We start from the raw sequence: 12,005 nt of genomic DNA on the forward strand, positions 1-12,005 counted from the left end.
GGTCTGAAATTGATACCGAAGAAAGTGCGCACTAAAGTAGCGTAAACAAGACACCGGTTTGAGGCCGGTGTCAGGTGATAACTAGATCTGTACACACGGGCAAAGTTGGAGCGCAGCTGCAGCTTTGTCCCAGTGACTGCGCTTGTTAGCTGTGCTACCTGCCCATAGATGGACCACTGTGCTCGTGCTTTACTTGTCTCTTTATCTCAGGTTTTGGCTCTAGCTTTAAGCCATGATCCAAACCAAACTCATATAGATTCATACAGCTTGTAATTTTCTTGTCTTTGCTGATACCGGCAACGAAAGAATAACTACCGATGGAGCCGCCACTTGATTCATCAACTTTTGACTTATGCGCAATAAGTCTTTCAAGGTAGGAGATAAACTCTTCCTTTTCTTTACCTGCGTTGAATATATCACTGATTTTCGATACAGGACTATTTGAAAAATACGTTTTACCTCCGAGGCCAAATTTTCCATTTGTAATTTGGCCATAAATTAAGAAGTGATGGCTATCACTTGGGGATAGTTCAGTCACTGCCAAATCATAGTCCTTATATTTTTTCTTTTCAGAAGACAAAGATTTGAAGTCTTTTTTAAACTCTAAAATGACCCACTTTTCATTACTAGAGAGAAATGTGTCTCCAGCTTTTTCTTGCTCTCCATCTAGGGGAGATAGGATCATCTCATCAGGAATGAATTTCCTAATAAAGTAATACTCAACGGTTTTTTCCCACCATTTCATTCAATACTCCTTGTACAGCTAACGCCCAACGTATACGCGCGAACTTGTGAGCGTCGCAGGGGACGCAGGCCACGAATGACGCGATGACGCGGCTTGTTATATTTTTGATTTGTTTAACCATTCAAAAAAATGGTCAATTATCCCTTTACTACCAATTAGGGTATTGAGCGCCTTTCTTGATATGTAAACGCCGAAGACTAAGAAAGAAATACCCGGTGTGATAGCATATAATTCAATACTTTCAGAAGCTGAACTGGCAGATATTGCTACTTTAGTTTCAACACCTAGCCGAAATAAATCATAACCGCAATAGATTGAAATTCCCGCAACTGAAAAAGCTCCTATAGCCGTAACAATGCTTATTATTGATGTGTATTTTTTATCCTCTATTGTCACACGCTCTCCTTGGAATATAACGCCTAGTTTACTGGCAAAATGGAGCCCGCTTGCGGGCGCAGTGGTTTACAGCGGGGCGCACAATTTACGAAGAAAATGCCCCGCTGTAAATTGTCCAGTTAAACGCTTGGTTAGGCAGCACTGTCGCTCCTCACTAGATTCGTAAGCGTTTCTACAGCCCACTCGTACCCAGCTAGCACCCTTTCAGCGTCCGGAAGATCTGACAGCTCTGACTCTGAAATGTGCGTCAGACGATTTCTCAGCATTCGAAGTGCGTGCAGTTCACCCGCCATTTCCTGCGGAGCAATACGCTTTATTAGCTCATGCAGAGGGGCTCGAGCGGTTTCATCACCTTTAAAGTGCCGGGCAAAAGCACGCAACGCGTGCTCGAAAGCCACACCACCTTGGAGAAGCGCTGCGAGAGGGTGGCCCGCGTTTAGAAGAGCTCTCGATTCGGTCAATAGCGTTCCCGAGTCGCTAACAGCAACGCGAACGGGCGTAGTGCTGGTATGAGTGATTCGTATCTTGCGAACTAGATCTTGAAGAGATTCAAGCTGTTCACTGACTGCCTTAAAGGAATCCTTATCATCCGTCTGTTTCTCGATGTAGTGGTCTAATCATCCCGGACACCATTTTAGGTGGTACAGTCGCCACCTTGACCTGAGGTGTTCAATGACAAGAGTACGTCGCTCATTTACTGCTGAATTCAAACTCGAAGCCGCATCCTTGGTGCTCAACCAGGGATATTCTGTCCCAGAAGCCAGCCGTTCACTGGATGTTGGTGAAACCGTACTTCGCCGCTGGGTTCAGCAACTGCAATCCGAACGAACTGGCACCACTCCTATCAGCAAAGCGCTGACTCCGGAGCAACAGAAAATCCAGGAGCTGGAAGCCCGTATCAACCAGCTCGAGCGCGAAAAGGACATACTAAAAAAGGCTACTGCTCTCTTGATGGCGGACGAGTTCACACGTACGCGCTGATAGACCGATTAAGGGAGCAAGCCCCCATCACACTGGTCTGCTGCGCTTTCGATGTTCCCACGTCCTGTTTTTACGATTATCTGGCTCGCAGGCGAGTGATTAACCGTGAGCGCATGCAACAGCGCAGTGAGTTGCGCCGGTTGTTCAAAGAGAGCCGGGGCTCGGCAGGCAGCCGCGCCTTGATGTCGATGATGCGGGAGCTGGGGGTATCAGATTGGTCGATTAAAAGTACGTAACCTGATGAAGGAAGCCGGGCTGGCATCCAAGCAGCCGGGCGCACACCGTTATAAGGTTGCACGGTCTGAGCGACCGGACATTCCTAATCTGCTGGCCCGCGAATTTGATGTCCCACAACCCAATCAGGTGTGGTGTGGTGATATCACCTATATCTGGGCCGGTGGTCGTTGGCATTACCTGGCCGCAGTGCTCGACCTGCATACCCGACGGGTCGTGGGCTGGGCAATGTCTGACAAGCCTGATGCAGAATTGGCAATCAAAGCGCTGGAGATGGCCTATCGGCAGAGGGGGTGTCCATCAGGCGTGCTGTTTCACTCCGACCAGGGCAGCCAATACGTCAGCCGGGCATTTCGGCAACGACTGTGGCGCTATCGCATGACCCAGAGCATGAGTCGTCGTGGCAACTGCTGGGATAACTCCCCGATGGAGCGGTTGTTCAGAAGCCTGAAGTCAGAGTGGCTCCCGGCAACGGGATACATGAGCCAGCGGGAAGCAAAGCGGGATATCAGTTATTACCTAATGGATTACTACAACTGGCGGCGTCCACATCAACACAATGACGGGATGCCGCCCGCCAAAGCCGAAGATCGGCCTAACCAAGTGTCCGGATTTAGTTGACCACTACAGTTTGCTATCTTAAGGGGCCGGATTGAGACATGGAAAGAGGAGTTTGATAGAAACCGGAGCTGGTTCAACCAATTAGTGATTAGCTGCTGCTTTTAAGTGGGCTGTTGGTTGGCAAAGGGGATGGGCATTCCCCTCACCCCAACCCTCTCCCAAGGGAAGAGGATGCTTGTTCGGTAGCCGAGGGTTGGCATTGTCTTGTCTTGATCCCCTTCTTATTCGCTGAGGCGAGCCCTCTTGTCCAGGCCGCGAGGCAGGATGCCGAGCGAGCGGCGCTGGGCCATGGACGGCCCATCGGTGCGTGCCGTTGGACAAGAGGGTGAGCCGAAGGTACCCGACGTCAGTCGGGCGAATAAGCGGGGGAGAAGACTTTTGGTGACTTTGGGTCTTTCCAAAGTCACTCGCCCAGGCCCGAAGGGCGGGCGAAACCCTGTCGAGGGCAGAGCCCTCGTGTCCCATGCGGCGTAGCCGCATCAAACGCCTCACCGCTGGCTCTGGCGTTCGGAGTAACTCCGCCCGGATCGCGAACGTCCGAATACGATGCGCTATTCGAACCTACGGCCTCCCATCACATCGTTAACCTTCGGGGAACCCTGACTCCCCTCACCCTAACCCTCTCCCAGAGGGAGAGGGGACAAAGAGAAAGGGAGCCGGTCAGGCTCCCTTTGATGCGGCGATGCAACGATGGCCGCTATGCGTAAGGCGGATACGCAGCCGGACCATTCACGGTCAATGGCATGTGACCCATGCCACCCCTTATCGATTGGTCGCGGCCTTCATCCCTTCCACAAACTCCTTCAGACGGGTGAGCATATGCTCCGGGTTCTGGTGGTGGGTCTCGATGATCTTCACCACGGCGGAGCCGGAGATGGCGCCGGCAGCGCCAGCCTTGATGGCGTCACGCACCTGGGCCGGTTCGCTGATGCCAAAGCCGAGCAGGGCGGGGGGGGCGTTGAACTCGCGCAGGGTGTTGATCAGCCCCTCCACCGGCATGCCGGCCTTGGTCTCGGCACCGGTGACACCGGCGCGGCTCACCAGATAGGTGTAACCGGAGCCCAGCTCCGCCACGGCCTTGAGCGTCTCGGTGTCACCGTTGGGGGGAGCGATAAAGATGCTGTCGATGCCGAACTTGTCGGCGGCCGCCTTGTAGGGCTCGCACATCTGCACCGGCACGTCGGCGACCAGCACGGAGTCCACCCCCGCCTGCTGGCACTTCTCGTAGAAGCCGCCGATGTGGCGCACATAGACCAGGTTCGCGTAGACCAGGAGGCCAATGGGCAGCTCCGGGTACTTGGCGCGGATGCGGGCGAGCAGGCCGAAGCAGTCGTCCGGAGTGGTGTGGCTGGCAAAGGCACGCAGGGCGGCACCCTGAATGGTGGGGCCGTCCGCCACCGGATCGGAGAAGGGAATACCGAGTTCGAGGGCGTCGGCGCCCCCTGCGACCAGCGCATCGACGATGGCCAGCGACAATTCGGGGGTGGGGTCACCCAGCATCACGAAGGGCACGAAGGCGCCCTGATTGGCCTTGTCCAGACGGGAGAAGAGTTGTGCGTAACGGTTCATGACAAGGTTCCTTCTTTTTCAAAGATGTCGGCAACGGTGAAGATGTCTTTGTCGCCACGGCCGGAGAGGTTGACGATGAGCACCTGCTCTTTTTCCGGTTCACTGCGGGCCATCTTGAGGGCGTGGGCCAGGGCGTGGGAGGACTCCAGCGCCGGGATGATGCCTTCGGATTTGGCCAGCTCCTGGAAGGCGTCCAGCGCCTCCTTGTCGGTCACCGAGGGGTACTCGGCGCGGCCGATGGCGGCCAGGTGGGCGTGCTGGGGGCCGACGGAGGGGAAGTCCAGCCCCGCCGAGACGGAGTAGGACTCCTGGATCTGGCCCTGGCTGTCCTGCATCAGGTAGGAGTGCATGCCGAAGAAGACCCCCTTGCTGCCGTGGCCGAGCGGTGCGCCGTGCTCGCCGCTCTCGATGCCGTGACCGCCTGGTTCGACGCCGATCAGGCGTACTTCAGGGTTGTCGATAAAGTCCGCGAACATGCCGATGGCGTTCGACCCGCCGCCGACGCAGGCGATCACCGCATCGGGCAGGCGCTCCTCCTTCTCGAAGCACTGGGCCTTGGCCTCTTCCCCGATCATCTTCTGGAACTCCCGCACGATAGTGGGGAAGGGGTGGGGGCCGGCGGCAGTGCCGAGCAGGTAGTGGGCGGTTTCATAGTTGGCTGCCCAGTCGCGCAGCGCCTCGTTGCAGGCATCCTTCAGCGTGGCGGAGCCGGAGTGTACCGGGATCACGGTGGCCCCCATCAGCTTCATGCGGAAGACGTTGGGCTTCTGGCGTTCGCAGTCCTTGTCCCCCATGTAGACCCGGCACTTGAGGCCGAGCAGGGCGCAGGCCAGCGCAGTAGCAACGCCATGCTGACCGGCGCCGGTCTCGGCGATGATCTCGTGCTTGCCCATGCGCTTGGCCAGCAGGGCCTGGCCCAGCACCTGGTTGGTCTTGTGGGCGCCGCCGTGCAGCAGATCTTCGCGTTTCAGGTAGAGGCGGGTCTTGGTGCCCTTGGTCAAATTGCGGGTGAGGGTGAGCGGGGTCGGGCGCCCGGCGTACTCGGTGAGCAGGGACTGAAACTCGGCGACGAAAGCCGGATCATCCTTGGCATCGACAAAAGCCTTCTCCAGCTGGAGCAGGGCGGGGATGAGGATCTGGGGCACATACATGCCGCCAAATTCACCAAAAAACGGGTTGAGCAGGGTCATGATTAAATTCCTTGTTTCTGCTGTTAAATCAGGGATGCACAGTGATGCTCTGGGATGTATGTCTGGGGCACATACATGTCATCGGCGAAATTCACTAAAAAACGGGTTGAGCAGGGTCATGGCTTCTTCCTTATACCTTGAGTCGAAAACGGAACATCAAATACGACACAGCAATTCAGTGGCGGCGCGGTGCGCTTACAGTTGGCGCAGGGCGGCGAAGGCGGCCGCCAGCTTGTGCGCATCCTTCTGGCCCGGGGCGCTCTCCACCCCGGAGTTGAAATCAAGGCCCAAACAGCCCACCTGGGCGGCCTCGAGGGCGTTGTCGGGGTTGAGGCCCCCCGCCAGCATCAGTCTGCTCTTGTCGAGACCGGCCAGCAGGGCCCAGTCGAACGCCTGACCGGTGCCGCCGCTCTGGCTGCCGACTTTGGTATCGAGCAGCAGGCGATCCGCTGGGTAGTCGAGGGCAGGCAGCGGCTCGCCGCTTGTGACTCCGACGGCCTTCCAGATCTGGCAGCCCGCCGGCAGCAGGGGGCGCAGGGTCTCGATATAGGCGGCGTCTTCATCCCCGTGCAGTTGCACGGCGGCGAGCCCCAGCGCATCCACCGTCTTGGCGATGGTGGCGGGCTGGGCATTGCGAAACACCCCGACGTAAGAGAGCGGCGCACCCGCCATCACGGCGCGGGCGGCGGGAATGTCCACGTAGCGCGGGCTTTTCGCCACGAAGATGAGGCCGCCGAACACGGCCCCCGCCTGATGGGCGGCGGCGGCGTCCTCGGGGCGGGTCAGGCCGCACACCTTGTTCTGGCCGAGCACGAGCTTGCGCACCGCGGCCTCCAGATCCGGTTCCGCCATCAGGGAGGAGCCCACCAGGAAGCCCTTGGCGTGGTGGCGCAGATCCGCCACCTGGGCGCGGTGGTTGATGCCGGATTCGCTGATCACCACCCGATCCCCCGGGATCCTGGCCGCCAGTTGCTGGGTGCGGGCGAGATCGACGCTCAAATCCCGCAGATCCCGGTTGTTGATGCCAATCACAGGGGCTCCCAGGGCGATGGCGCGGGTCAGCTCCTCCTCGTTGCTCACCTCGGTCAGCACCCCGAGGCCCAGCTCCTTGGCGACCGCAAACAGGGCCTTATACCCCTCGTCGGTGAGCACCGAGAGCATCAAGAGGATGGCGTCCGCCTGATAGTGGCGGGCCAGATAGACCTGATAGGGGTCAATCATGAAGTCCTTGCAGAGCACCGGCTGCTGGACACGGCCCCGTACGCGCGGCAAAAAGGCGAAATCCCCCTGGAAGAACTTCTCGTCCGTCAGCACCGAGATGGCGGTGGCGTAGTTGCCGTAGATGTCGGCGATGGCCTCCGGGCTGAAGTCATCGCGGATCAAGCCCTTGGAGGGGGAGGCCTTCTTGCACTCCAGAATAAAGCGGGTAGAGCCTTTGCGCAGATCCCCCTCGAAGTCCCGATCGCTGGGCACCAGTTCACTCTGGAAGCTCTCCAGGGGCTGGCTCTCCTTGCGGGCGGCGACCCACTCCTGCTTGGCCGCCACGATTTTGCCGAGGATGGTCTGGCTGATGGACGCCATGTTCAGAAAGGCGTGGGGAGCAATGACGTCTGACATCTCGTTATCCTTGCGAAGCTGGCTGTTGCCCGTCGGGCGTTCTGGGTGAGTGCCCTTGGGACACGCTGTGGTGGCTGACATCATGCCTCCTGGTGGCTCAGGGTGGCGAGCCGTGCTGCAAGTTCCGCCGCCTGGCCGCTCGCCAGCACCGCCAGCACCCGGGCGGCTGCCTGCTTGAAGTCCGGGGCCTTGCCCGCCATCACCAGGAGCGGCGCCACGTTGGCGGCAATGGCGGCGTTGTGGGCCGGGCTGCCACGCCCTTCCAGAATGGCGGCGGTGATGGTGCGGTTCTCTTCGGGCTCACCGCCCTGGATGGCGCTGACCGGGTAGGTCTCGAGGCCAAAGTCCGCCGGGGTGAGCAAGTACTCGCGAATTTCGCCGTCGCGGATCTCCGCCACCTGGGTCGGGCCGTGAATGGCCACTTCATCGAGCCCGGCGCCGTGTACCACCATACCGGTTTTCAGCCCCAGTGCCAGCAGGGTTTCGGCGATGGGGCGCACCAGCTCGGGGGCATAGACCCCCATCAGCTGGAAGCTGGGGCGGGCGGGGTTGATAAGCGGCCCCAGCACGTTGAACAGGGTGCGGGTCTTGAGGGCCTGGCGCACCGGCATGGCGTGGCGCACCCCGGCGTGGTATTGGGGGGCGAACAGGAAGCAGACGCCGAGCTCGTCCAGGCAGTGGCGGGCCTGGGCCGGGCTCATGTCGAGCTTGATCCCCATCTTGTCCAGCAGATCGCTGGAGCCCGACTTGCTCGAGACCGAGCGGTTGCCGTGCTTGGCCACTTTCAGGCCGCAGGCGGCGGCCACCAGGGCCGAGGTGGTGGAGACGTTGATGGTGTTGAGGCCGTCCCCTCCGGTGCCGACGATGTCGCAGAAGGCATAGTCCGGGCGCGGGAAGGGACGGGCCTCGGCCAACAGCGCCTCGGCGGCGCCGGCGATCTCCTCCGGGGTCTCCCCCTTGATCTTGAGGGCGGTCAAAAGGCTCGCGAGCACGATGGGATCCACTTCACCACGAACCACCTGGCCGAAGGCGTCGCGGGCGGCGTCGCGGGTGAGAGACTGACCCTGATAGAGGGTGTTGAGATGTTGATGCATGGTCTCTTCCTTACCGCACGTGGCTTTCTGGACGGGTGACATGGGCGAGGGCCTGGGTGAGCAGGCGGGCCCCTTCGCTGGTCATGATGGATTCCGGGTGGAACTGGAAGCCCAGCACCCGCTCGTCACGCTGCTCGATGGCCATGGGCATGCCCTGATAGTGGGCAATCACCTGCAACTCTTGTGGCACATAGGTGGCCACCAGAGAGTGGTAGCGGGCCACCGGCAAGGGGCTCGGCAGCCCCGCGAAGGCGCCATGACCGTTGTGCTCAATCAGCGAGCGCTTGCCGTGGACGATTTCCCCCGCCGCCCCGACGGTGCCGCCGTAGGCTTCGCACAGGGCCTGATGACCGAGGCAGATGCCGAGGATGGGCACCCGGCCCCGGGCCAGCTTGATGAGATCGATGAGGCAGCCCGCCTCATGGGGGGCGCCCGGCCCCGGGGAGAGCACCAGCACGGCGTCCCCTTCGCAGGCGTCGATCTCCTGCATGATGCGGCTCGCCAGCAGGCTGTTGCGGTAGATGCGCACCGGGTAGCCCAGGGTGCGGAACTGGTCGACGAGGTTGTAGGTAAATGAATCGAAGTTGTCGAGCAGGAAGATGTTAGTCATGGCTCACGTCCTTGTGTTGTTCCTGCTGGGCGCTGAGGGCCTGCAGGGAGGTGCCATGGCTGGCAGCGATGGCGGCCAGCACGGCCGCCGCCTTGGCGCGGGTCTCGTCTGCCTCGGCCTGGGGTTTGGAGTCATAGACCACCCCGGCGCCGGCCTGGACATGGGCGACCCCCTCTTTCACGAAGGCGGAGCGGATGACGATGCAGGTGTCCATTTCCCCTGCGCCGTTCAGGTAACCCACGGCGCCGCCGTAGCTGCCGCGACGCTTGCCTTCCACCATGCGGATGAGCTCGCTGGCGCGCAGCTTGGGGGCACCGGTCAGGGTGCCCATGTTCATGCAGGCCTGGTAGGCGTGCAGGGCGTCAAGGTCGGCGCGAAGGGTGCCCACCACCCGGGAGACCAGGTGCATGACGTGGCTGTAGCGATCCACTTTCAGCAGATCCTTGACGTAGCGGGTACCGGGGGCGGAGATGCGGGCGATGTCGTTGCGGCCCAGATCCACCAGCATCAGGTGCTCGGCCACCTCTTTCTCGTCCTGGCGCAGCTCCAGCTCGATGCGGCCGTCCAGATCCAGGTTGATGCTGCCGTCCGGGTTGAGGCCGCGGCGGCGGGTGCCGGCGATGGGGTACATCTCCACCTGGCGGCTGTTGGCGCAGAACTTGACCGCGCTCTCGGGGGAGGCGCCAAACAGGGTGAAGCCCTCGTCCTGCACGTAGAACATGTAGGGGCTGGGGTTGGTCTGCTTGAGGCGGCGATAGGCGGCGACGGGATCCGGGCAGGGGAGGGAGAAGCTGCGGGACGGCACCACCTGGAAGATGTCACCACGGCGGATGAAACCCTTGAGCTTCTCGACCTCGGCACAGAACTGCTTGTCCCCCTTGTCGACGGCCAGGGCGCCGGTCAGCGGCGCCGTGCCCTGTGGCGCAGGCAGCGGCTGCTGACAGGCCTGTTTGAAGGATTCGAGGCGAGCGGTCAGGCGGGCGTAGCGCGCGTCCAGCTGCTCATCCTCGTCGCCGCCGAACAGGCAGGCCAGCAACTGGGTGCTCTGCTTGATGTGATCGATGGTGATCAGGGTCTCGGCCACATAGAAGCAGTAGTCAGGGCAGTCGTTGCTCCCCTCTGGCACCTCGGGCAAGTCTTCAAAGGAGGCGATGAGGTCGTAGGCGAAGCTGCCCGCCATGAAGAGGGCCTCTTTGCCCTGCGGGCATTGCAGCTCCCGCTGCAGGGTGCGCAGCACGTCCAGCACGCTGCTGCCCTTGAGGCGGCTGTCTTCGTCAAGCTCCCGATCGGACGCCGGGAAGTCGAGGTGCAGCTCGTCCGCCACCCGGGTCTGGGTGATGACGGCGGGCAGGCGCTGCTCCAGCAGGCTCAGCAGGGCGGCGCCGTTGTCGCCGAGGGGGCGCACCTGCACGGTGCGGCCGCGGCACTCGATGCGCAGGCAGGCGTCCACCAGCAGCAGGCTCTGGGTGCCGGCCTTGGAGTCGATCTCCACCGATTCGAGCAGCAGGTTGTTGGGTCTGTCCTGGCAGAGTCGGGTATAGAGTGCCAGGGGGTCTGTCACATAGGGGGCATTGAGCCGGATGGTATCGAATTCGCCCAGGGGCAAACGGGTCTTGTTGCCTGTCATAATGCCTTCCCTTGCATGTGTTGTGTGTCACCGATGGTCATGGCGCTGTCTCTCTTGAAAATGGGTCGGGTTCGGGTCACGTCAGCGAGTTCGCCATCGCCATGTCAGTGTGCTTCTCTGAATTGTCGGTTTCATCACAGGTCCATTTGCCGGATAATAAAAAAGCCCGCTGGGGTCAGCGGGCTTTTTCTTTGGGTTCTTAACTTGCTGTCAGATTACAGGTACAGCAACGACCACACGCCCGCATGTCAGGGAGTGTGCCACCACCAGATGGTCAGGATGGAAGTCGCTTGCATGAGATTGAGTCCTGTAAAAAGATGTTTGCAATGAAGTGCCTACAGAAAACGATAAAGCCGCGGCCAAGTCAAGTCGCTTTTTTGCCGGCCTTTTCCAGGCAGGTCCCAAACAAGAGCGAAACACGCCGATGAGATTCGATCTTCATTGCCACACCACCGCCTCGGACGGGGTGCTGAGCCCCGCCGACCTGGTGCGCCGCGCCGCCGAAAAAGGGGTGGAGGTGTTAGCGGTCACTGACCATGATACCCTCGACGGGCTTGAGGAGGTGCGCCAGACCATCTCGGCTGACCAGCTGCCACTGCGCCTGGTGAGCGGGGTGGAGATCTCCACCGGGTGGGAGCATCACGAGATCCACATCGTGGCCCTCGGGGTGGACGAGAAAAATCCCCAGTTGCTCGCCTTTCTGGCAGGGCAGCGGGCTCGCCGGGAGGCGCGCGCCGAGGAGATCGGGCGTCGTCTGGAGAAGTGCCTCATCCCGGGTACCTATGAAGAGGCCAAGCAGCTTGCCGGTGACGCCGCCGTGACCCGGGCCCACTTTGCCCGGGTGTTGGTGGCGCGCGGGGTGGCCGACAATATGCAGAAGGTGTTCAAGAAGTACCTGAGCCGGGGCAACAAGGGCTATGTGCCCGCCGAGTGGCCCGGGATGGGGGAGGCCATCGAGGCCATCCACGCCGCAGGCGGGCTGGCGGTGCTGGCCCACCCGAGCCGCTACAATCTCACCGCCAAGTGGATCAAGCGGCTGCTGGTGGCCTTCAAGGCCGTCGGGGGGGATGCCATGGAGGTCTCCCTGCCCCAGCAGAGCCCACAGGAGCGGGCGAATCTCGGCCAGTGGGCCAGGGAGCACGATCTCTATATTTCGGTGGGGTCCGATTTTCACTTCCCCTCCAACTGGACCGAGCTTGGCCGCCACCTCTGGCTCCCCAAGGAGGGGATGCCGCTGTGGCTGGGTCACCCCGGTCATTTCGGGCTCACCCCCGAGGAGCATGCGGGCCTGCTGGCCAGCCGCTGACCCCCCGGGCCGGCA

General features: G+C 60.7%; 9 protein-coding genes and 1 pseudogene. 2 read left to right on the top strand and 8 right to left on the bottom strand.

Annotated elements, in window-relative coordinates:
* Positions 1–154: 154 nt before the first annotated feature.
* Together AB5Y72_RS06545 and AB5Y72_RS06550 are read right to left on the bottom strand one after the other, a co-directional pair.
* On the bottom strand, positions 155–745 hold the full coding sequence (locus AB5Y72_RS06545) for a hypothetical protein (protein ID WP_325783647.1): 591 nt from the start codon (positions 743–745) through the stop codon (positions 155–157).
* A gap of 96 nt (positions 746–841) precedes the next feature.
* Positions 842–1,141, bottom strand: a complete 300-nt coding sequence (locus tag AB5Y72_RS06550; RefSeq protein ID WP_253626263.1) for a hypothetical protein — start codon at positions 1,139–1,141, stop codon at positions 842–844.
* A 672-nt stretch (positions 1,142–1,813) separates the two neighbouring features.
* On the opposite strand from AB5Y72_RS06550, the pseudogene AB5Y72_RS06555 reads away from it, so the two are divergent.
* Positions 1,814–2,977: pseudogene (locus tag AB5Y72_RS06555) on the top strand (IS3 family transposase).
* Positions 2,978–3,739: 762 nt separating this feature from the next.
* Here AB5Y72_RS06555 and trpA read toward each other — a convergent pair.
* The 6 genes from trpA to AB5Y72_RS06585 all read right to left on the bottom strand — a co-directional run bounded on the left by trpA (position 3,740) and on the right by AB5Y72_RS06585 (position 10,684).
* A complete protein-coding gene (gene trpA, locus AB5Y72_RS06560; protein ID WP_325783648.1) occupies positions 3,740–4,546 on the bottom strand; it encodes a tryptophan synthase subunit alpha in 807 nt (268 codons plus the stop codon).
* Positions 4,543–5,736, bottom strand: a complete 1,194-nt coding sequence (gene trpB / locus AB5Y72_RS06565; RefSeq protein WP_368198745.1) for a tryptophan synthase subunit beta — start codon at positions 5,734–5,736, stop codon at positions 4,543–4,545. The genes trpA and trpB overlap by 4 nt, the downstream gene beginning before the upstream one ends.
* Before the next feature lie 195 nt (positions 5,737–5,931).
* Positions 5,932–7,434, bottom strand: coding sequence for a bifunctional indole-3-glycerol-phosphate synthase TrpC/phosphoribosylanthranilate isomerase TrpF (trpCF, locus tag AB5Y72_RS06570; RefSeq protein ID WP_325783649.1), 1,503 nt, complete (start codon positions 7,432–7,434; stop codon positions 5,932–5,934).
* Positions 7,434–8,447 carry an anthranilate phosphoribosyltransferase gene (gene trpD, locus AB5Y72_RS06575; RefSeq protein WP_042074633.1) on the bottom strand — a complete coding sequence of 338 codons (1,014 nt, stop codon included), beginning with the start codon at positions 8,445–8,447 and terminating at the stop codon, positions 7,434–7,436. Before trpD ends, trpCF begins: the two co-directional genes overlap by 1 nt.
* Before the next feature lie 10 nt (positions 8,448–8,457).
* Entirely contained in the window at positions 8,458–9,057 is a 600-nt protein-coding gene (locus AB5Y72_RS06580; protein ID WP_257713697.1) for an aminodeoxychorismate/anthranilate synthase component II, read from the bottom strand.
* The gene (locus AB5Y72_RS06585) at positions 9,050–10,684 is read right to left on the bottom strand and encodes an anthranilate synthase component 1 (RefSeq protein WP_325783650.1); all 1,635 of its coding nucleotides are present in this window, start codon (positions 10,682–10,684) and stop codon (positions 9,050–9,052) included. The genes AB5Y72_RS06580 and AB5Y72_RS06585 overlap by 8 nt, the downstream gene beginning before the upstream one ends.
* Positions 10,685–11,108: 424 nt before the next feature.
* Here AB5Y72_RS06585 and AB5Y72_RS06590 point away from each other — a divergent pair, with 424 nt between their 5' ends.
* Complete coding sequence (locus AB5Y72_RS06590; RefSeq protein WP_039039192.1) at positions 11,109–11,990, top strand: PHP domain-containing protein; 882 nt, start codon at positions 11,109–11,111, stop codon at positions 11,988–11,990.
* The last annotated feature ends 15 nt before the right edge of the window (positions 11,991–12,005 follow it).

The sequence above is a fragment of the Aeromonas sp. R7-4 genome (genome assembly GCF_040908055.1).
Taxonomy (GTDB): Bacteria; Pseudomonadota; Gammaproteobacteria; order Enterobacterales; family Aeromonadaceae; genus Aeromonas; species Aeromonas sanarellii.

Bases quoted from the DNA above. Each gene is read 5' to 3' on its own strand.
- trpB (WP_368198745.1), bottom strand. From the start codon at position 5,736: ATGACCCTGCTCAACCCGTTTTTTGGTGAATTTGGCGGCATGTATGTG.
- trpD (WP_042074633.1), bottom strand. From the start codon at position 8,447: ATGCATCAACATCTCAACACCCTCTATCAGGGTCAGTCTCTCACCCGC.
- AB5Y72_RS06590 (WP_039039192.1), top strand. From the start codon at position 11,109: ATGAGATTCGATCTTCATTGCCACACCACCGCCTCGGACGGGGTGCTG.
- trpA (WP_325783648.1), bottom strand. From the start codon at position 4,546: ATGAACCGTTACGCACAACTCTTCTCCCGTCTGGACAAGGCCAATCAG.
- AB5Y72_RS06580 (WP_257713697.1), bottom strand. From the start codon at position 9,057: ATGACTAACATCTTCCTGCTCGACAACTTCGATTCATTTACCTACAAC.
- trpCF (WP_325783649.1), bottom strand. From the start codon at position 7,434: ATGTCAGCCACCACAGCGTGTCCCAAGGGCACTCACCCAGAACGCCCG.
- AB5Y72_RS06585 (WP_325783650.1), bottom strand. From the start codon at position 10,684: ATGACAGGCAACAAGACCCGTTTGCCCCTGGGCGAATTCGATACCATC.
- AB5Y72_RS06545 (WP_325783647.1), bottom strand. From the start codon at position 745: ATGAAATGGTGGGAAAAAACCGTTGAGTATTACTTTATTAGGAAATTC.